Below are 18,795 nucleotides of genomic sequence, written 5' to 3'. Positions count from 1 at the left end.
GGCATGCAGTAGGCTCGTCCGCGGTACCGCCCCCGTAGCTCAGGGGATAGAGCACCGCCCTCCGGAGGCGGGAGCGCAGGTTCGAATCCTGCCGGGGGCACCCATCCACCGCTTCTCTACGATCGCCGCATGGGCGACCGGTTGATCTTCCAGCTCGGGACCAACAACTGGCAGCGCGGCGGTGAGTTCGCCCCCGGGTCGGGGATCCTCCACGAGGCGCACCACCGGGCGTACAACGAGATCGACGGCGTCCGCGCGTACTCGATGTACCCCTCCCGCGTGCAGCGGTTCCGCGAGGAGGACGTCCGGGTCTTCGAGCTCGACCACGACATCCCGATCTGCGAGTCGGTCTCCCCCGTCTCGAGCTACCGCTGGCACGCCATGAGCCCCGACGAGGTGGACGCCTACCGCGCGCGGCTGACCCGCGAGGTCACGGCGTTCATGGACGAGGTCGAGGCCTCGACCGGCGACGAGTTCGCCCTCGCGATCGCCCACCACGCCTTCATGAACCCGGTCGTCATGCGCGACGTGATCGCCGCCCGCGTCGCCGCCGGGAAGCCGCGGATCCCGCTCGTCTGCTTCGTGCACGGCACCGAGCTGAAGATGTTCGCCAAGGAGCAGGCCGGGCAGGAGCCCGAGGAGTTCCCGCTGCGGTTCCTGCCGTTCATGCAGGGGGAGCACATCTTCCCGGGCGGCGTGGACGTGGTCGCGTCGATCTCCTCCGAGCAGATCGACGCCTTCGCCGACGTCTTCCCCGAGTTCCCCCGCGACCGCGTCGTGCTCTCGCACAACGGTTACAACGACCGCGTCTTCCGCGAATCGGACGCCGACCCCGCCGCCGCGCTCGCCTCGCTGGCCGACGAGGTCCCGGACTTCGACGCGGTGGTGGCCTTCTGCGGCAAGTTCGCCGACTGGAAGCGGCTCGACGCCCTGCTGCGGGCAGCGGCGCAGTACGAGCAGGAGGAGCGTCGGATCCTCACCGTCGTCGCCGGCGGCGGGCCGGAGGAGCAGCAGCGGGCGATGCGCGACCTCGTCGCCGAGCTCGGCCTGCGGCGCGTCCTGTTCCTCGGCCCGCGACAGCAGGCGGACCTCGCGACGATGTTCGCCGCGGCCGACGTGGGCGTGTTCCCGTCCTACCGCGAGCCGTTCGGCCTCGTGTTCCTCGAGTGCATGGCGTGCGGGACACCCGTGATCGGCGCGGACTCCGGTGGCCCGCGCGACTTCGTGACCCCCGAGGTCGGCGTGCTGGTCCCCGAGACCGACGACCGGCAGGCGCTCACCGACTCCCTGGCCGCCGCGATCGACCGCGCGCTGGACGAGGACTGGAAGCGGTCGAAGGGGCCGGGGGCGGCCGCCTACGCGCGGGAGAAGTTCAGCGTCGTCCGCCAGGTGTCGGACCTGCTCGCCGAGGTGGACCGGCTGACCGGGCACTGAGCTCCCGCGGGCGTAGGTCGCAGACCGGCGTCTGTGGTGCACAGGATCCCTGCGCACCGGACACGGCGGTCATCGACCTAGCGAGTCGGGAACCGATCGGCCTCGGCGGGAGTCCGAGCCCGTGTGAGCCTCGACGGACCCTTTCGTATCGACCGCGCCCTCGCCGACGGCACCCTGAGCCGGGACATGGCGCGGTCCACCGAGTTCCGCACGCTGTTCCCGAAGGTCGCCATCGCGCGGGACCGACACCTGTCCATGGCGGTCCGGGCCCGCGCCGCCGGGTTGGTCCACGAGCGCGTCGTGGTCGCCGGCGTGGCGGCCGCGGCCCTGCACCGCGCCCACGTCGCGCCGCTGGAGCCGACCGTCGACCTCGTCGTGGACGTCGCGGGCGTCCGGGAGGTCGCCGGACTCCGTCGGCGTCGCCTCGCCCTGGCACCCGACGAGATCGCCGCGGTGGACGGCACCCGGGTGACGACGCCGGCCCGCACCGCCTACGACGTCGCGCGGTGGCTGCCACGGGGCGAGGCCGTCGTCGTCCTCGACGCGCTGGTCCGGGCCACCGCACTCGACGCCGACGACGTCCGATCGGTGCTCGCAGCGCATCCCGAGGACCGTGACCGCACCGCCGTCGAGCCCGCACTCGCGTGGCTGGACGCCCGGAGCCCGGGGCCCGCGGCGTCGCGCCTCCGGGTCGCCCTCCTCGCGCGGGGGCTGCCGCGACCTCTGGTCGACCGTGTGTTGTCCGGGCCGGACCGCGGGGTCGCGCACCTCTGCCTGGCCTGGCCCGCCGCCAGGACCGGGCTGGCGCTGCACACGGGGGCTGCGGCCGGGGCACGAGACGTCGGGTGGGAGGTGCTCGAGTGGCCCGACCCGACCACCGACGACGTCGACGGCCTGGCCACCCGCCTGGAACGTCTCCTGACCCGCTGGGACCCGCCGAGACTGCTCGCGCGCCCGAAGCCGTGGTGGGAGCTGCCCCTCCCACCGGACGACCACGGGTGGTTCGACGACGGCCGGAGCCGGCTGGACCCGCGACGGCGGTGACGGCAGGGACCGGGCGGTCAGTCGCTGGTGTCGACGTTCTGGTCGACGATCGTCTGACGCTCCGGGGTGACCCAGAGGATCACGCGCTCGGACTTGATCGCCTCGGGCGGGTAGTCGCCGCCGGTGTACTTCTGCGCCACCTCGTCGATGTGCTTGCGGGCCTCGTCGCCGGTGGTGAACTCGGTGACCTCGCCCCGGATCTCGGCGTAGCGGTAGGGGTCGGACTCGTCGCGGATCAGCACCGTGATCCGCGGGTCGCGCTGCAGGTTCCGGTACCGCGTGCGATGGGTCTCCGTGTTCAGCACGAGCCGGCCGTCCTTGATGCCGACCCACAGGATCTGCGTCTGGATCAGGCCGCTCGGCAGGATCGTCGAGACCGAGGCGAAGTTCGCGCCGTTCGCGAGCTCGGTCGTCATCGGGTGGAGCTCGGGACCGTTGCGGGTGTCAGCCATGGGGCCGGGTGCCCACCGGACCGGGGCGTCACCCGAGCCGATCGAGCAGAGGGGTGACAGCCGCCGCGAACCGCTCCGGGTCGCCGAGCAGGGCGAGGTGGCGGGCGCCGGGCAGTCCGGCGACGAGCGGGGTCCGGACACGCTCGGCCATCGCGGCGGCGGCGTCGCGGTCGAAGCTCGTGTCCAGCTCGGAGAACACGATCGCGACGGGCACCTGCAGGCGCCGCTCCTCGTCGTCGGTCAGGCCGATCAGCGGCTGCCGCGCGATCGCGAGCAGCGCGGTGACCCCACCCGGCGTCAGGAAGGGGGCGCGCCAGCGGTCGATCGCGGCGTCGTCGACCGGGCAGCCGGGCCCGCACTGGCTCCCGACGAGGCTGCGGACCGGGCCGCGGTGCCGCACGATCGCGGTCACGACGGCGGGTCCGACCGGCGGCAGGGTCAGCACCGTCCGCAGGCCGCCACCACCGCCCGGGGTCGTGCGGTCGGCCCCGAAGTACGGCGTGCCGTCGCCGTTCGCGGCGACGACCCCGCTCACCGCCGCGGGGTCCCGGAGCGCGAGCGACAGCGCGACGGCGACCCCCGACGAGTGGCCGAGGACGACCGGCCGCGTCAGGTGCAGGGCGCTGATCAGGCCTGCGAGCTGGTCGGTGTCGGCGGGGAGGTCGTAGGGCGGTACGTGGGCGGTGAACCCGTAGCCGCGCACGTCGTAGGCGTACACCTCGCGGTCGGCGGCCAGGCGCGGCGCGAGCCGGGAGAAGACGTAGGTCGACTCCGCGAAGCCCGGCACCAGCACCAGCGGCGGCCTCCCGGACGGCCGCAGCGCGGGCCAGTGCTCGACGTGGGTCGGGACCCCGGCCGCGTCGACCGTGGCACCCGGGACGTCGACCGCCACCCGGACCGGCGCGAGGTCGTCCCACGCGAGGTAGAGCCCGGACGCCGCGAGCACCAGGACGACGACCGTGAGCAGCGCGATCCCCGCCCGCCGCAGCCACCGCACCGGCCCAGTGTCCTCACGGCGGCGCGGCTCCGCTCAGCCGGCCGCGACCTGCGGCTGGGACTCCTGCAACGTGACGAGCCGGTCGACCGACTCCCGCACCGCCCGCAGCTCGGTGACGACGGCCTCGAGCTGGGTCATGTTGGTGACCTTGAGTTCGGCCAGCACCCGCTCGAGCAGGGCGTTGGTGATGGTGAGCGCGTCCTTGACGGGTCCGATCCCGGCGATGTCTCCGAGCACGGTTCCTCCTCGGTCCGACGTTGTAGTCGGTACCGACGGTACCTGATACTTGCGGTTCCGTCAGCCGTCCCCGCGCTCGGCCGCCCGCTTGCGGCGTTTCCCCTCGTGCATCGCCGCGACCCGGGCGACCGGGATCGTGTGCCCCTCGTCGACGAGGTCCTGCGGGATCGGGCGGGCGTCCCCGAGCCGCTCGGTCCAGGTCGGGCCCTCCAGGTACCGCTCCGGCGTGGACACCGTGATCTCGCGCGGCACCACCTCGTCGAGGTCGTCCCAGTCGACCGGGCAGCTCACCGGCAGCCCGGGTCGCACGCGCGGGCTGTACGCGGCGACGACGGTCGCGCCGCCGGCCCGCGTGGCGTCGAGGAAGACCTTGCCGCCCCGGTCGGCGCGGATGAAGGCCGTCGTCGTGGTGGCGGGCTCGAGCTGCTCGGCGCGGGCGGCGACCGCCCGTGTGGCCGCGTGGACGTCCTCCATGGCCGCGGGCCGGATCGGTGTGACGACGTGCAGACCCTTCGCCCCCGACGTCTTCACGGCGGGCTCGAACCCGGCGTCCTGCAGGACTCGACGGACGGCACGCGCGGCGGTGACGACGGGCGCGAGGTCGGCGCCCTCCGGCGGATCGAGGTCGATGACGAGGTGCGTCGGGGTGCCCGGCTCGTCCGCCGTGGTGAGCGGGACGTGGTACTCGATCGCCCGCTGGTTGGCGAACCACAGCAGCGTCGCGCGGTCCTCGGCGAGCGCGTAGTGGACGTCGCGCTGCGAGCTGTCGGACCAGAACGTGACGCTGCGGATCCAGTCGGGCGCGCCCTTGGGCAGGTTCTTCTGCATGAAGCGCTGGTCGCCGCGGGCCCGGATCACCGACAGCGGCCGGTTCGTCAGCAACGGCAGCATGCGCTCCGCGACGGCGTCGAGGTGGTCGACGAGCTGCCGCTTCGTGACGGTGTCGTCGGCCAGCAGCGCCTGGTCGAGATGGGTCAGCCCGACGCCGTCGCGCGTCTCGTCCGGTTCGCTCGCCACGCGTGTGACGGTGGACGGCGGGGCTGGTGGGGTCAAGCGGGGCGCCGTCGGGGGTCCCCCTCCGGGTTCGTCGCGCGAGTCCTGCGCGGGGCGCACACACTCCGGCCGCATCGGAGCTCAGGTCCCGCGACTCCTGCGCGGCACGCACACACTCCGACCCGGACCGGCGCGCTCGGCGTCACCTTGTCGCGGGCAGTCGGCGCCGGGGTGCCGCCTTGTCGTGGTGATTCACAACGACAAGGCGGCCATGGGAGCCGGTTTCCCGCGACAAGAGGAACGGCGGGCGCGCCCCGCACCAGAATGTGTGCGCCACGCGCAGGATTCACCAGACCAGAACCGCGCCCGCACCAAGATGTGTGCGCCGCGCACACGGATCACGCCGACGTCAGGTCGATCCGGTACCGGGTCAGGGCCAGGGCGGCGTGCTCGGACGGCGCGGGCTCGTCCTCGCCCACCGCGCACCCCTCCAGCGCAGCACGCAGCGCCGGCTCGTCCAGGTCGGTGCCGATGAGGACCAGGCGGGCGCCGCGGGTCGTCAACCGTCCCGGTGCGGGGCGGACCCGGATCGCGGTGCCGACCGTCTGCACCTCCCAGACGTCCGGGGTCTCGGCGAAGCCCTCACCCCCGCCGTCGGGAAGGCGCACGATGCCCTTCATCCGGACGACCCCCGCGGGGCCCGACTCCAGGAACGCGGCGAGCCGGCGCGCGTCGAGCGGGCGCTCCGAGGTGAACGACACGCTGGAGGCCGCGACGTGCGGGTGCTCGCCGTCGGCCTCGCGGAGCAGGGCGTCGAGCGTCAGCTGGGCGGGCTGCTCGCGGCGCACCGGGTCGACGAGCAGCGCCGGGTCGAGCGCGCCGTGCGAGGTCCCGACGACCGCGCCCGGCGCGACCGCGCGGACGGCCTCGACCCCCGCGGCCCCGCAGCGGTCCAGCCCGTTCACGACGGCGAGGTCGGCCAGGCGGGCATGGTCGAGATCGGGGGCGCAGGCGTCGAGGACGGCGACGAGACCGCCGTACACCGCGTGCGGGTCGGGCGAGGCCAGCAGCAGCCGCACCAGCTCACGGGGTTCGGCGAGGCCGCTGGCCTCCACGACGACGAGGTCGAGCCCGGTCGCCGGCGCCACGAGATCCGCGAGCACCCCGGAGAGCCCGTCGGCGTCGGTGACGCAGCACAGGCAGCCGTTCGACAAGGCCGTCACCGAGGACGCCTGGCCCGCCACCAGCATGGCGTCGATCCCGAGCGCCCCGAAGTCGTTGACCACGACCCCGATCCGTGTCGCGTCGGCGTGCCGCAGCAGATGGTTGACCAGCGACGACTTCCCCACCCCGAGGTGGCCCGCGACGAGGACCACGGGGACGGTGCGCATCCGTCGAGCATAGGGTCGGTGATCGTGCGTCCCCTGGAAGGCATCCGTGTCCTGGACCTGTCGAGGGTGCTGGCGGGCCCCTTCGCCACGCAGTGGCTCGGCGAGATGGGCGCCGACGTGATCAAGGTCGAGCCGCCGGGCGGCGACGACACCCGCGGCTGGGGCCCGCCGTTCCTCGGGGACGCCGAGCACCGGCAGTCGCTGTACTACCTGTCGACCAACCGCAACAAGCGCGGCATCGTGCTCGACCTCGCCACCGAGCACGGCCAGGACGCCGCGCGCCGGCTCGCCGACCGAGCCGACGTCCTCGTCGAGAACTTCCGCCCGGGGACGCTGGAGCGCTGGGGGCTGGACCACGCCACCCTGAGCGCGCGCAACGAGCGGTTGATCCACGTCGCGATCTCCGGGTTCGGGCAGACCGGGCCGTACCGCGACAAGCCCGGGTACGACGTCCTGGCGCAGGCGATGGGCGGGATCATGAGCCTCACCGGGGAGCCGGACGGCCCCCCGACCAAGGTCGGTCTCCCCGTCGCCGACCTCAACGCGGGGACGTGGGCGATCGTCGGCGTGCTCATGGCCCTGCACGCCCGGCACACGACCGGCCGCGGCCAGTACCTCGACGTCTCCCTGCTCGACGCGCAGACCGTCTGGCACACCTACGCCGCGCAGGCCGTGTTCCACGACCGGCGGCGCGCCCGCCGGCTCGGTGTGGCGCACCCGACGGTCGTGCCCTACCAGCCGATGACCTGCGCGGACGGCACGCTCGTGGTGGCCGTCGGCAGCGAGCGGCTGTGGGCCCGGTTCTGCGGCGTGCTCGGCCTCGACGAGCTCGTCGCCGACCCGCGCTTCGCCTCCAACGCCGCCCGCTCGGAGAACCGGGACGAGCTGATGGCGCTCGTCGAGGGCGTCCTGACCACGCAGCCCGTGGCGCACTGGGCCGAGCGGTTCGAGGCGGCCGGTGTCCCGTGCGGACCCATCAACACCCTCGACGACCTCTACGCCGACCCCTGGTCGCACGAGCGCGGCCACCACGTGACGCTCGAGCAGCCCGGGATCGGCACCTACGTCGGCACCGGCTTCCCGGTGCACGCGAGCGACACCCCGCCGGCACCCACCGGCCCGCCGCCCGGCATGGGGCAGCACACCGACGAGGTGCTGCGCGAGCTCGGCTACACCGACGAGGAGATCTCCCGCTTCTGAATGAGGCGGGCGGCGAGCACCGCCCCGATCCCGGAGAGCACGACGATCGCGACGAGATACACCGACGCCCCGGCCATGCCGAGCGGGCTGGCCAGCAGCAGCGTCGTCAGGATCGGGGCGAGCGCGCCACCGGTGATCGAGCCGAGCTGGTAGCCGACCGACGCGCCGCTGTAGCGCACCTCGGCCGGGTAGGCCTGCGCGGCGAGCGCCCCGGACGGCCCCCACATCGGCGCGGACGCCCAGCGGGCGCCGGCGACGGCGATCGCGGTGAGCACCAGCGACGCCGAGGCGAGCAGGGGCAGGAACACCGCCATGACGACGGCGGTCGCGATCGCGCCGCCGAGGATCGTGCGGGAGAGCCCCCAACGGTCCGCGGCCGACGAGAACCACAGGATGATCGGCACCTCGAGCACGGCGACCACCAGGACGACCGCGATGAGCCCGGTCCGCGGCATCCCGTAGGCGCTCGCGCCGTACTGGATGGAGAACGTCGCGGCCATGTACCCGACGCCGGTGATGCCGGTGAACAGCGCGATCCCGCCTAGCACCTGGGGCAGGTGGTGGCGCAGCACCCCGGCGATCGGCAGCACCATCGAGCGGTCCCTCGCGGCCTCGAACTCGGAGGACTCCGAGACCTGCAGGCGGACCCACAGCCCGACGATCACGAGCAGCGCCGAGGCGAGGAACGGCACCCGCCAGCCCCAGGAGGAGAACGCCTCGGGCGAGAGACCCGCCGTCAGGACGAGGAAGACCGCGTTCGAGGCGATCAGCCCGATCGGGACGCCGAGCTGCGGGAAGCTGCCGTAGAACCCCCGCCGCCCGCCCGGTGCGTGCTCGGTGGAGAGCAGCACCGCGCCGCCCCACTCGCCGCCGACCGCGAAGCCCTGCACGAGTCGCAGCACCACGAGCAGCACCGGCGCGGCGACGCCGATCGTGGCGTAGGAGGGCAGCAGGCCGATCAGGAACGTCGCGACGCCCATCGTCACGAGCGTGATCACCAGGGTGTTCCGCCGCCCGACGCGGTCGCCGAGGTGCCCGAACAGCACGCCGCCGATCGGCCGGGCGATGAACCCGACGGCGAAGGTGCCGAACGCGGCGAGGCTGCCTGCGAGCGGCGAGGACCCCGGGAAGAACTGCGGGGCGAACACGGTGACGGCCGCGAGCCCGTAGATGTAGAAGTCGTACCACTCGATGCTGGTGCCGACGAGGCTCGCGAGCGCGACCTTGCGGGGATCCGTTCCCGACGACGTTCCGGTGCTGGTCCGGGCCTTCATGGCGCCTCCTTCGACGACGGGACGAGACGGACGGGGACGGACGCGAACCCGCGCAGCCAGTTGGACAGCCGGGGGACGGACTCCCCGGCCGGCTCGATCCGCTCGACGCGGCGCACGAGCTCGCCGAGCAGCGCCTGGGCCTCGAGCCGGGCGATGGCCTGGCCGACGCAGTTGTGGACCCCGGCGCCGAAGGTCACCGCACCGGCCGTCCGGACCGGGTCGAAGGCGTCCGGGTCGTCGAAACGGCGGGGATCGCGGTTGGCGGCCCCGAGGCAGAGCAGCAGCCGGGCGTCCGCGGGCACGGTGACGCCGTCCAGGTCGACGGGCCGCGTCGTCGTGCGACCGATCACCGGGCTCGGGGTGTGCAGCCGCATGCCCTCCTCGAACACCCCGCGCACGCGGGACGGGTCGGCGCGCAGCAGGGCCCAGACCTCCGGGCGGCGGGCGAGCTCGTGGAGCACCGAGGCGAGCGCGAGCACCGTCGTGTCGATCCCGGCGGAGAGGAACGAACGCACGAGCAGCCCGGCGTCGGCCGCGGAGATGTCGCCGCGGTCGGCGAAGGCGTAGATCGCCGCGCCGATCCCGTCGTCGGACAGGGCCTCGCGGCGCATCTGCCACGTGACGTACTCGCGGGCGGTCGCCCACTCCCCCGCCCCGGCAGCCGCGCCCTGCTCGGCGGCGTCCCGCAGCACGCCGGGCGGGCCCATCGACTCGAAGTTCAGCGCCGCGTAGGGCAGGAGGTGGTCGCGCCCCTCAGGCGCCATGCCGACCGCGTCCGGGAGCACCGTCAGCGGGAACCGCTCCGCGATCCCGGCCGCGTCGATCTCCTCGGCCGCGCAGGCCTCGTCGACGAGCGTCGCCGCGACCACCGCGAACCGCGCCTCCAGCCCGGCCAGGGCGCGCGGGGAGAGGACCCGGTTCATCACGCGGCGGGCGGCGTCGTGCTCGGGCGGGTCGGTGTCGAGCAGGACGCTCGGCGGCCGCCAGCCCGCGCCGCGCCGGATGTCGGCGAGCCCGGTGCCGGCGGCCGAGGAGAACGTCGCCGCGTCGCGGAAGGCGGCCGCCACGTGCGCGTACCGCCCGGTGGCGAACACCCGGTGGGCGGGCAGGAACACCGCCGGCGCCGTCTCGCGGATCGCGGTGTCGGCGGGCAGCGGGTCGGCGAGGACGTCGAGCGCGAACGGGTCGACGTCGAGCACGGGCGCGTCGACGCTGAGCACGGCTCCGCAACCTGCCCGCACCGGGCCGAACCGGACAAGCGGGTCTCCGTCAGGCGGAAGTCAGATCCCCAGCAGCCGGCGGGCGTTGTCCTTGAGGATGCGGGGGCGCACCTCGTCCGGGAGATTCAGCGTCGCGAAGTCCCGGCGCCAGCGGTCCGGGGTGAGCACCGGGTAGTCGGAACCGAAGAGGACCTTGTCCGACAACCACCGCCCCGCGGCCCGCACGAGCTGCGGCGGGAAGTACTTCGGGGACCACCCGGAGAGGTCGATGTACACGTTCGCCTTGTGCGTCGCGATCGAGATGGCCGCGTCCTGCCACGGCACGCTGGGGTGGGCCATGACGATCGTCAGCTCGGCGAAGTCCGCCGCGACGTCGTCGAGCAGCATCGGATCGGAGTAGCGCAGCTTGATGCCGCGCCCGCCCGGCAGCCCGGCGCCAATGCCGGTCTGGCCGGTGTGGAACACGACCGGCACGCCGAGCTCGGTGATCGCCTCGTAGAGCGGGTAGAACCGCCGGTCGTGGGGCTCGAAGCCCTGCAGGCTCGGGTGGAACTTGAAGCCCCGCACGCCGTGGTCGGCGACGAGCGAGCGGATGCGCCGGACCGACGCCGCCCCGCCGTGCGGGTCGACCGAGCCGAACGGGATGAGCACGTCGGCGTGCGCGGCGGCGCGGTCGGCGATCTCCTCGCTGGACAGCGCCGGGTGGCCAGTGGCGCTCGTGGCGTCGACGGTGAACACGACCGCGGCGGTGTTCCGCTCGCGGTAGTAGGCCGCGATGTCCTCGACCGTCGGGGTCCGGTTCTCGCCGGCCTTGAAGTAGCCGGCGGACGCGTCGAGCAGCTCGGGGTCGAGCGAGCAGTGGCCGTGCGCGTCGGCCTCGACGTGCACGTGCACGTCGACGGCGTCCAGGGCGTCGAGGTTCATGACCCCACCCCATCATCAAGGAACCTTGTGATCCACCTCTCCGGTGTGATGACATCGGAGGGATGCCCCACCGCACCGCCGCGAGCCGCGTCCTCGACGTGCTCGGCGCCTTCGGGCCCGATCACCGCGCGCTGAGCCTCTCCGAGATCGGGCGCCGCGCCGGCCTGTCGCTCTCGACGACCCACCGGCTCGTCGGCGAGCTGCAGGCCTGGGGCGCCCTCGAGCGCGGCGAGGACGGCCGCTTCTCGGTCGGCCTGCGCCTGCTCGAGCTCTCCGCCCTCGCCCCGCGCGGCCTCGGTCTGCGCGAGATCGCGTTCCCCCATCTCGACGACCTGCACCGCGTCACGGGCGGCAACGTCCACCTGGGCGTGCGCGACGGGCACGAGGTGGTCTACGTCGAGGCGTTGCGGTCGCGCCGCACCGCCCAGGTGTCCAGCCGCGTGGGCGACCGCTGGCCGCTGCACGCCACGGGCACCGGGATCGTGCTGCTCGCCCACGCCGATCCCGCCGAGGTCGACGAGGTCCTCGCGCGTCCGCTCGCCCGCTACACCGCGCGCACGCAGGTCGACCCCGCGCTGCTCCGGGTGCGCCTCGCCCAGGTCCGGCGCGACGGGGTCGCGGTGCTCCGCGGGCAGATCACCGACGACGCCATGGCGGTCGCGGTGCCCGTGCACGACCGGCGCGGCGACGTGGCCGCCGCGCTCAGCCTCGTCGTCCGGGACGACGGCACGGGGCCGGGAGAGCTGCCCGCCCTTCTCACCGCGGTGGCGGCCCGCATCCGGCGCGCCCTGGAGGCCACGGGCCACGGCCGGGCCGCGGCACCCGTCGTCGGGAAGACCCCCGTGCGCCCCGTGGAGCGCCCGCTGCGCGTGGGGTGACCAGCCGGGTGACCGCTGCGCCGCGCCCCTAGCGAGGGACGCGACGCAGGGTGTCCTCGGGTGAGGTGCGCGGCGAGGGGACGGGCGCGCGCCCGGCCGCCTCGACCCAGGCCGCCATCGCCGTGCGGTAGAACGCCCACCGCAGTTCGTCGTCGACGGATCCCCCCGGCTCCGCGACGTCCGTCGGCATCGTGCTCACGACCCGCCCCCTCTGCGCTCCCCCTGGCCCCCCGCCGTTGCACAGAGTTCCACACGATTGCGCCCTACCGGTCGGTCGTCACCCGTTGAGCGCAATCGAATCGGGTCGTCCGAGTACGGAGTGTCCCGTTCCTCATCGTTGCAGGGAGCGCACGCGCAGCGAGCGGAGCCGGTTGAGCGCGGCCGCGATCTCGTGCCGGCGGGGCAGGGCGAGGTCCGCGGGGTCCCGGGGGCCGTCGCGCAGCGCGTCCACCCCCTCGCGGGCGATCTGCGCGTCGACGAGGTCCAGCGCCTCGGCGAGCGTGATCCCGCCGTCGAGCACGTGGTCGCCCAGCAGCGCCATCGCCCGGCCGATCCCGGTCACCTGCGACCGGTCGACCACCTGCTCCACGGCGGACAGGTCGACGTCGTCCTCGCCGAAGGTCAGCGTGTCGGTCCCCCGCGCGGCGATGCGGCGCTTGCCCTGCCGCCCCGACGGGTCCACCGAGCCCGGGTCGACCACCCGGGCGGCGACCACGGGGAACCCGGTGTGCTCCTGGGTCCGGCCCGGGGTGGCCGCGGCGATCTCGTGCGCCCGCGCGGTCACCTCGCTCGCGACGTACGAGGACATCATGATCACGGTGTCGGCCACCCCGAGGTAGTCGCCCGACCCGCCCATCACCAGCACCGAGGACACCCCGCGCTCGGCGTGCAGCGGGCGGATGCGCTCCACGAACGGCACGAGCGGCTCGGTCGCGATGAGCTGCTGCATCCGGGCGTCGCGGATCATCATGTTGGTGGCCGACGTGTCCTCGTCGACCAGCAGCACGCCCGCCCCGGCCTCGACCGCCTCCACCATCGACGCGGCCTGACTGGTCGAGCCGGAGGCGTTCGTCGTCGAGAAGTCGTCGGTCGGCTCGCCCGACGGCAGGTGCGAGACGAAGGCCGACACGTCGCTGCGCACCACGCTGCGGCCGTCCTCCGCCCGCACCTTCACCGCGTCGGCGCGCGCGACGACCTGCTCGCGCCCGTCGCCGGGCCCGTGGTCGTGCACGCCCGCCTCGATCGCGCGCAGCAGCGTCGACTTGCCGTGGTAGCCGCCGCCGACGATCAGCGTCACGCCCTCCGGGATCCCCATCCCGACGACGGGTCCCGCGTTCGGCGTCGCCAGCGTCACCCGGAGGCCCTCGGGGGCCGCGAAGGCCGTGGCGCGCTCGAGCGGGCGGTCGTCGATGCCGGAGCGCCGCGGCAGCACGGCACCGTCGGCGACGAACGCGACGAGTCCGTGGTCGGCCAGCGCGGCCCGCAGCGCGACGGCGTCCTCGACGACCGCGGCGAACCGCGTCGCCGCACCACGCTCGTCGTCGGGAAGGGCATCCCAGCGCAGGGTGGCGACCGCCGCCGGCAGCGTCTCCCCCAGCAGCGTCGCGGCCTCCCGGCCGAGGATGTGGCGCTTCGGCCCGGGGAGGGGCGCACCGAGTTCGACGACGACGGTGCCGTCGGCGAGCACGCGCCCGGCGGTGCGGTCGAGGACCTCCTGACCGCCGGCGTCGAGCTGCAGGGGCGTGCCGCGCAGCTGCCGGTGCAGGCGGCGGAGCAGGAACGTGGCGTGGGCGCGGCGGCGGTCGGCCGTGCCGGTCAGCTCGTCGGGGGCGGCCCCGGGCAGGGTGACGCGGACCCGGGACGGCGGGGCGAACGGGTCGGCCTGGACGCGGACGACCTCGAGCGTGCCGTCGTCGATGTCCCACGACCCGACCAGCGACCGGTACCGCCCGTAGCTCTGCCCGTCGAGGTCGCGGAGGGTCGAGGCGAGGTCGCGGCGGGCCATGGGCGGGAGAGTGCCCGACGCGCGGCGCGGCCATACTGGCGGGCGTGATCGTTCTCCTCGCCTGGGTCCTCGGCCTGGCGGGCCTCGGCTGGGCGCTGTGGTGCGGGGTGTCCGCCGCCGTGAACCAGGCGCCGACCTACCACCACCGCCTCGCCCTGGTGGGCCTCGAGGTGCTCGCGCTGGTCCAGGCCGTGATCGCGGTCGTGCTGCTCGTCGTGTCGCCGGGCCGGTCGGCCGGAGCGGTGGCGGAGATCGTCGGCTACCTCATCGCCCTGCTCGTGGTGCTGCCGATCGGCGCCGCCCTGGCCTACGGGGAGCGCACCCGGTACGGCTCGGTGGTGCTGGCGATCGCGGGCGTGACGTTCGCGGTGCTGGTCCTGCGCACCACGCAGGTGTGGGAGGTGACCGGTGTCTGAGCGGCGCCTCGACAGCGGGCCGGGCAAGGTCCTGCTGGCGGTCTACGTGCTGTTCGCGATCTCCGCGGGGGCCCGGTCGGTCTACCAGATCGCGACCCAGTTCTCCGTCGCGCCGCTCGCCTACCTGCTCTCCGCGTTCTCGGCCGCGGTCTACATCCTCGCGGCGGTCGCGATCGGGCGGCGGCAGCGGCGGCTCGCCCAGGTCGCGGTGTGGATCGAGCTGGTGGGCGTGGTCGGCGTCGGCCTGTTCACGCTGCTCGCACCGCAGGACTTCGCCGACGACACGGTGTGGACCGACTTCGGCATCGGCTACGGCTTCTTCCCGCTGATCCTGCCGATCCTCGGCCTGCTCTGGTTGTACCACTCTACCGACTAGTCCTGATACCGTACCGACGTGACCACGCACACGCTGTCGCTGCCCGGGGTCGAGCTCGCCTACGACGTGCTGGGGGCCGCCCAGGGCCGTCCGCTGGTGCTGATCGGCCAGCCGATGACGGCCGAGGGCGCCCACGCCCTGGCGTCGCACCTGCCGGACCTCCGCGTGGTGCTCTACGACCCGCGCGGCGCGGGGCGCTCGGTGCGCTCCGACGGCGAGGTCACCGCCGTGCCCGAGGTCCAGGCCTCCGACCTGCACGCGCTGGTCACCGCGCTCGACGCGGGGCCGGTCGACGTGTTCGCCTCGAGCGGCGCCGCGGTCTCGGCGCTGGCGTGGGTGGCGGCGTACCCCGACGACGTGGCCACCCTCGTGGCCCACGAGCCGCCGTTGATCGACACGCTGCCCGACGCCGACGCGGCCTGGCGGGCCTACGACGACATCCGCCGCGCCTACGCCGAGCGCGGCTGGGGTGCGGGCATGGCCGCGTTCATGACGTACGTGTCCTGGTCGGGCGAGTTCACCCCGGACTACTTCGCGCAGCCGGCGCCCGACCCGGCCGCGTTCGGGATGCCCACCGAGGACGACGGTTCCCGCGACGACCCGCTGCTCAGCGACCGCTCGCTCGCGATCGTCCGGTACCGGCCGGTCGTCGAGGCGCTGCGGGCCGCCCCGACGCGCGTTCTGCTCGCCGTGGGCGAGGAGACCGGCGACACCTTCACCGCGCGCACCGCCCGCGCGACCGCCGACCTCCTCGGCGCCGAGCTCGTGGTCTTCCCGGGCGGCCACGACGGGTTCGCGGGCGAGGACGAGGCCTGGCCGGGGCGGGCCACGACGTTCGCCCCGCGGCTCCGCGAGGTCCTGGGTTCCTGACGCCGGGTCGGTGCGGGTCGGGCACGACGTCGGCGGCGCACGCCGCCGAGGCCCGTGCGTCCCCGCGCACACTCCGGCCGGCCGGCCGGGCACTCGACCCCGGCAGAACCCGCGCGCCCCGCACACACTCCGCGGGTCACCGCCGCGAGGGACACACCACGCACGCCCGCAGGCCCCCGGACCTGCCCCAGGTGGACCTCGCGGGTGGGTCGGGGTCGCGCCCCCGTGAGATGTGTGCGCGACGCGCAGGATTCGCGGAGCGCAGTCCGCTCCGCCGCCCGGACTGTGTGCGTGGCGCGCAGGATGCTGCAGCGACTGCCCCGCACCACGCGATCAGCCCAGGCCCGTGCCCTCCACACCCCGGCGCCAGTACCCGTCGAGGTCGATCCACTCGGTGGGCAGCAGGTCGCGCAGGCGCCGCCGCACGGGGCGCAGGGCCGACGCCTCGGCGCCCATCCAGACGAGGCCGTCCCCCTCGGGGCGGGTCCAGCCCTCCACCGCGTCGCCGAGCAGCGACGTCGTCCCGGGCTCGGCGCCGTCGCGGTGCAGCCACACGACCGACATCCCCGACGGACCGTCCAGCACCTGCTCCTCCGCAGCGTCCGCGACCTCGACGAACACGGTGCCCACGGCGTCGGACGGCAACGACCGCAGCCACCGACCCAGGGCCGGCAGCGCCGTCTCGTCCCCGCCGAGCAGGTACCAGTCGCGCGGGTCGTGCCGCAGCGACGACCGCGGGCCGTAGAGCCAGAGCGCGCCGCCCGGGTCCTCCACCCACGTCCCGGCGAGCCCGTGCCCGTGCCGCACGAAGTCGACCTCGACGACCCCGTCGGCCACCGACCGCAGCGTGTACTCCCGGTACGCACGCGGTCGTCCGGGTGCCGGAGCCACCAGCCCCCGCGGGCCGATCTCCGGGCGCTCCGGATCCGCGCGACCCGCCGTCGGGAAGAAGAGCTTGGCGTGGTCGGTGGGGCCGGAGACCGGCAGCCCGTCGACCTCGCCGGCGAGGCGGACGCGGCGCATCCGCGGCGTCAGGTCCTCCCAGCCGACGACCTCGACCCGCACCGGCTCGACGTCGTCGTGGGCCTGCGGGGAGATCACGGGTGCATTGCGGACGACCATGTCCGGTCACCGTAATCGGTGACGCAGCGCGACGATCCGGGCACGGCGAGGCATCCTCCCGCCATGAACGTCGAGCCGCGGGCCGGGAGCGCCTTCCCGCCGATCGCCGACTACGGGTTCCTCTCCGACTGCGAGACGACCGCACTGGTCGCCCCGAACGGGGCCGTCGAGTGGCTGTGCCTGCCGCGGATGGACTCGCCGAGCGTGTTCGGGGCGATCCTCGACCGCGACGCGGGCACCTTCCGGCTGCACCCCGACGGCGCCGACGTCCCGGCCGCACGCCGCTACGTGCCCGGCACGATGGTGCTCGAGACGACGTGGTGCACGCGGTCGGGCTGGCTGCAGGTCCTCGACGTGCTGCTCATGGGGCCGTGGCACCACGAGACGGAGCGCTCGGGCTCGCACCGGCGCGCCCCCACCGACTACGACGCCGACCACGTCCTGCTCCGCGTCGCCCGCTGCATCTCGGGGCAGGTGCAGCTGCGGATGGAGTGCGCGCCGGTCTTCGACTACGGCCGTGAGCCCGCGCAGTGGAGCTATCCCGACGGCGGGTACCGCGCGGCCCGCGCGTCCGGCGGCGGTTCGGAGCTGCTGCTGACGACCGACACGAACATCGGCTTCGAGGGCTCGCTCGCCACGTCGCGGACGCTGCTCAAGGAGGGCGAGTGGCGGTTCGTCGCGCTCTCGTGGAGCGAGCACGCCCCGCCCGCCAACGTCGACGAGGCCCTCGAGCGGCTCACGTGGACCGAGCACCACTGGCGGCACTGGCTCGACCGCGGCGACTTCCCCGACCACCGGTGGCTGCCCTACCTGCAGCGGTCGGCGCTGACGCTGAAGGGCCTGACGTTCGCCCCGACGGGCGCGATCGCGGCCGCCGCGACGACCTCGCTGCCCGAGACCCCGGGCGGCGAGCGCAACTGGGACTACCGCTACTCGTGGATCCGCGACTCGGCGCTCGCGCTGTGGGCGCTCTACGCGTTGGGCTTCGACTGGGAGGCCAACGACTTCTTCTACTTCGTCGCCGAGGCGGCCGAGGCGGCGGCCGGTCACCTGCAGATCATGTACGGCGTCGACGGGCGCGCCCGGCTCGACGAGGAGGTCCTCGGCCACCTCGACGGGTACGAGGGCGCGTACCCGGTGCGGATCGGGAACGGCGCGTACGACCAGGCCCAGCACGACGTCTGGGGCGCCGCCGTGGGTGCGATCTACCAGTACGTCCGCAGCCGCGACCGGCTCGACGACCGGCTGTGGTCGATCGTCGTCACGCAGGTCGAGGCGGCCCTGGAGAACTGGCGCGGCCCCGACCGCGGGCCGTGGGAGGTGCGCGGCGAGCCGCAGCACTTCACGACGTCGAAGATCGCGTGCTGGCTCGCGGCCGACCGCGGCGCCCGGCTCGCGGCCCTGCGCGGCGACGAGAAGCGGGAGGACCGCTGGCGGCGCGCGGCGGAGGAGATCCGCGAGGACGTGCTGACCCACGCCGTGGACGACCGCGGCGTCCTCTGCCAGCACTACGCGACCACCGGCCTCGACGCGTCGCTGCTGCTCATGCCGATCGTCGGGTTCCTCTCCCCCGACGACCCGCGCTGCCGCGCGACCGTCCTCGCGATCGCCGACGAACTCACCGAGGACGACCTGGTGCTGCGCTACCTCGTCGAGGACACCGACGACGGGCTCTCCGGCGAGGAGGGCACGTTCACGATCTGCTCGTTCGCGCTCGTGTCGGCGTTGGCGGTCATCGGCGAGGTGGACCGGGCGACCGCGCTGTGCGAGAAGCTGCTGGGCGCCGCGTCGTCGCTGCACCTCTACGCCGAGGAGATCGACCCGCACTCCGGGCGGCACCTGGGCAACTTCCCGCAGGCGTTCACGCACCTCGGGCTCATCCAGGCGGTGATGAACATCGTGCGCGCCGAGAAGCGGGCGGCGCGGCGGTAGTCCCCCGCCCCGTGGCAGGAAAGCGTCGTT

General features: G+C 74.3%; 19 protein-coding genes and 1 tRNA gene. 9 read left to right on the top strand and 11 right to left on the bottom strand.

Going from position 1 to position 18,795, the window contains the following annotated elements; all coding sequences use genetic code 11:
• Window positions 1-28: 28 nt before the first annotated feature.
• From LN037_RS18910 to LN037_RS18900, 3 genes are all read left to right on the top strand, one after another.
• A tRNA-Arg gene (locus tag LN037_RS18910) sits at window positions 29-100 on the top strand.
• A 29-nt stretch (window positions 101-129) separates the two neighbouring features.
• The gene (locus tag LN037_RS18905) at window positions 130-1,434 is read left to right on the top strand and encodes a glycosyltransferase (RefSeq protein WP_230755456.1); all 1,305 of its coding nucleotides are present in this window, start codon (window positions 130-132) and stop codon (window positions 1,432-1,434) included.
• A gap of 123 nt (window positions 1,435-1,557) precedes the next feature.
• Window positions 1,558-2,478 (top strand): hypothetical protein, encoded by a 921-nt coding sequence (locus LN037_RS18900; RefSeq protein ID WP_230755455.1) that lies wholly within the window; start codon window positions 1,558-1,560, stop codon window positions 2,476-2,478.
• Between the two features lie 17 nt (window positions 2,479-2,495).
• Here the strand turns inward: LN037_RS18900 and LN037_RS18895 are convergent, their stop codons facing one another.
• The 5 genes from LN037_RS18895 to LN037_RS18875 form a co-directional block, all read right to left on the bottom strand.
• Window positions 2,496-2,930, bottom strand: a complete 435-nt coding sequence (locus LN037_RS18895; RefSeq protein ID WP_230755454.1) for a PPOX class F420-dependent oxidoreductase — start codon at window positions 2,928-2,930, stop codon at window positions 2,496-2,498.
• Window positions 2,931-2,958: 28 nt separating this feature from the next.
• The gene (locus tag LN037_RS18890; RefSeq protein ID WP_230755452.1) at window positions 2,959-3,927 is read right to left on the bottom strand and encodes an alpha/beta fold hydrolase; all 969 of its coding nucleotides are present in this window, start codon (window positions 3,925-3,927) and stop codon (window positions 2,959-2,961) included.
• Window positions 3,928-3,960: 33 nt separating this feature from the next.
• On the bottom strand, window positions 3,961-4,164 hold the full coding sequence (locus LN037_RS18885; RefSeq protein WP_230755450.1) for a hypothetical protein: 204 nt from the start codon (window positions 4,162-4,164) through the stop codon (window positions 3,961-3,963).
• A 60-nt stretch (window positions 4,165-4,224) separates the two neighbouring features.
• Window positions 4,225-5,181: a non-homologous end-joining DNA ligase gene (ligD, locus tag LN037_RS18880; RefSeq protein WP_230755448.1), complete on the bottom strand. Its 957-nt coding sequence runs from the start codon at window positions 5,179-5,181 to the stop codon at window positions 4,225-4,227.
• A gap of 374 nt (window positions 5,182-5,555) precedes the next feature.
• Complete coding sequence (locus LN037_RS18875; protein ID WP_230755446.1) at window positions 5,556-6,548, bottom strand: CobW family GTP-binding protein; 993 nt, start codon at window positions 6,546-6,548, stop codon at window positions 5,556-5,558.
• Window positions 6,549-6,572: 24 nt separating this feature from the next.
• On the opposite strand from LN037_RS18875, the gene LN037_RS18870 reads away from it, so the two are divergent.
• Window positions 6,573-7,748 carry a CaiB/BaiF CoA transferase family protein gene (locus tag LN037_RS18870; RefSeq protein ID WP_230755444.1) on the top strand — a complete coding sequence of 392 codons (1,176 nt, stop codon included), beginning with the start codon at window positions 6,573-6,575 and terminating at the stop codon, window positions 7,746-7,748.
• Here LN037_RS18870 and LN037_RS18865 read toward each other — a convergent pair.
• Genes LN037_RS18865 through LN037_RS18855 form a run of 3 tightly spaced genes read right to left on the bottom strand, consistent with a single transcriptional unit; the run spans window position 7,718 to window position 11,166 of the window.
• On the bottom strand, window positions 7,718-9,022 hold the full coding sequence (locus LN037_RS18865) for an MFS transporter (protein ID WP_230755442.1): 1,305 nt from the start codon (window positions 9,020-9,022) through the stop codon (window positions 7,718-7,720). The genes LN037_RS18870 and LN037_RS18865 overlap by 31 nt on opposite strands.
• Window positions 9,019-10,242 carry a cytochrome P450 gene (locus LN037_RS33760; protein WP_230755440.1) on the bottom strand — a complete coding sequence of 408 codons (1,224 nt, stop codon included), beginning with the start codon at window positions 10,240-10,242 and terminating at the stop codon, window positions 9,019-9,021. The genes LN037_RS18865 and LN037_RS33760 overlap by 4 nt, the downstream gene beginning before the upstream one ends.
• A gap of 60 nt (window positions 10,243-10,302) precedes the next feature.
• Window positions 10,303-11,166, bottom strand: coding sequence for an amidohydrolase family protein (locus LN037_RS18855; RefSeq protein WP_230755438.1), 864 nt, complete (start codon window positions 11,164-11,166; stop codon window positions 10,303-10,305).
• Window positions 11,167-11,228: 62 nt separating this feature from the next.
• On the opposite strand from LN037_RS18855, the gene LN037_RS18850 reads away from it, so the two are divergent.
• Window positions 11,229-12,044 (top strand): IclR family transcriptional regulator, encoded by an 816-nt coding sequence (locus LN037_RS18850; RefSeq protein WP_230755436.1) that lies wholly within the window; start codon window positions 11,229-11,231, stop codon window positions 12,042-12,044.
• 28 nt (window positions 12,045-12,072) lie between these two features.
• Here the strand turns inward: LN037_RS18850 and LN037_RS18845 are convergent, their stop codons facing one another.
• Both LN037_RS18845 and LN037_RS18840 read right to left on the bottom strand, forming a co-directional pair.
• Window positions 12,073-12,243: a hypothetical protein gene (locus LN037_RS18845; protein WP_230755434.1), complete on the bottom strand. Its 171-nt coding sequence runs from the start codon at window positions 12,241-12,243 to the stop codon at window positions 12,073-12,075.
• A gap of 132 nt (window positions 12,244-12,375) precedes the next feature.
• A complete protein-coding gene (locus tag LN037_RS18840) occupies window positions 12,376-14,049 on the bottom strand; it encodes an ABC-ATPase domain-containing protein (protein WP_230755432.1) in 1,674 nt (557 codons plus the stop codon).
• 44 nt (window positions 14,050-14,093) lie between these two features.
• Here LN037_RS18840 and LN037_RS18835 point away from each other — a divergent pair, with 44 nt between their 5' ends.
• Genes LN037_RS18835 through LN037_RS18825 form a run of 3 tightly spaced genes read left to right on the top strand, consistent with a single transcriptional unit; the run spans window position 14,094 to window position 15,711 of the window.
• Window positions 14,094-14,465: a hypothetical protein gene (locus LN037_RS18835; protein ID WP_230755430.1), complete on the top strand. Its 372-nt coding sequence runs from the start codon at window positions 14,094-14,096 to the stop codon at window positions 14,463-14,465.
• Window positions 14,458-14,841, top strand: coding sequence for a hypothetical protein (locus LN037_RS18830; RefSeq protein WP_230755428.1), 384 nt, complete (start codon window positions 14,458-14,460; stop codon window positions 14,839-14,841). The genes LN037_RS18835 and LN037_RS18830 overlap by 8 nt, the downstream gene beginning before the upstream one ends.
• Before the next feature lie 18 nt (window positions 14,842-14,859).
• Window positions 14,860-15,711, top strand: coding sequence for an alpha/beta fold hydrolase (locus LN037_RS18825; protein WP_230755426.1), 852 nt, complete (start codon window positions 14,860-14,862; stop codon window positions 15,709-15,711).
• Between the two features lie 333 nt (window positions 15,712-16,044).
• Here LN037_RS18825 and LN037_RS18820 read toward each other — a convergent pair whose 3' ends face one another.
• A complete protein-coding gene (locus tag LN037_RS18820; RefSeq protein WP_230755424.1) occupies window positions 16,045-16,833 on the bottom strand; it encodes a siderophore-interacting protein in 789 nt (262 codons plus the stop codon).
• A gap of 63 nt (window positions 16,834-16,896) precedes the next feature.
• On the opposite strand from LN037_RS18820, the gene LN037_RS18815 reads away from it, so the two are divergent.
• Window positions 16,897-18,765, top strand: a complete 1,869-nt coding sequence (locus tag LN037_RS18815; protein WP_230755422.1) for a glycoside hydrolase family 15 protein — start codon at window positions 16,897-16,899, stop codon at window positions 18,763-18,765.
• Window positions 18,766-18,795: the final 30 nt, after the last annotated feature.

The organism is Actinomycetospora soli (assembly GCF_021026295.1).
Lineage (GTDB): Bacteria > Actinomycetota > Actinomycetes > Mycobacteriales > Pseudonocardiaceae > Actinomycetospora > Actinomycetospora soli.
The sequence above is the reverse complement of the archived record's forward strand: the minus strand, read 5'-3'. Positions and strand labels throughout refer to the sequence as shown.

Excerpts from the sequence above, each read along its gene's own strand:
- LN037_RS18905 (WP_230755456.1), top strand. The coding sequence starts at position 130 with ATGGGCGACCGGTTGATCTTCCAGCTCGGGACCAACAACTGGCAGCGC.
- LN037_RS18895 (WP_230755454.1), bottom strand. The coding sequence starts at position 2,930 with ATGGCTGACACCCGCAACGGTCCCGAGCTCCACCCGATGACGACCGAG.
- LN037_RS18875 (WP_230755446.1), bottom strand. The coding sequence starts at position 6,548 with ATGCGCACCGTCCCCGTGGTCCTCGTCGCGGGCCACCTCGGGGTGGGG.
- LN037_RS18865 (WP_230755442.1), bottom strand. The coding sequence starts at position 9,022 with ATGAAGGCCCGGACCAGCACCGGAACGTCGTCGGGAACGGATCCCCGC.
- LN037_RS18855 (WP_230755438.1), bottom strand. The coding sequence starts at position 11,166 with ATGAACCTCGACGCCCTGGACGCCGTCGACGTGCACGTGCACGTCGAG.
- LN037_RS18850 (WP_230755436.1), top strand. The coding sequence starts at position 11,229 with ATGCCCCACCGCACCGCCGCGAGCCGCGTCCTCGACGTGCTCGGCGCC.
- LN037_RS18840 (WP_230755432.1), bottom strand. The coding sequence starts at position 14,049 with ATGGCCCGCCGCGACCTCGCCTCGACCCTCCGCGACCTCGACGGGCAG.
- LN037_RS18820 (WP_230755424.1), bottom strand. The coding sequence starts at position 16,833 with ATGGTCGTCCGCAATGCACCCGTGATCTCCCCGCAGGCCCACGACGAC.
- LN037_RS18815 (WP_230755422.1), top strand. The coding sequence starts at position 16,897 with ATGAACGTCGAGCCGCGGGCCGGGAGCGCCTTCCCGCCGATCGCCGAC.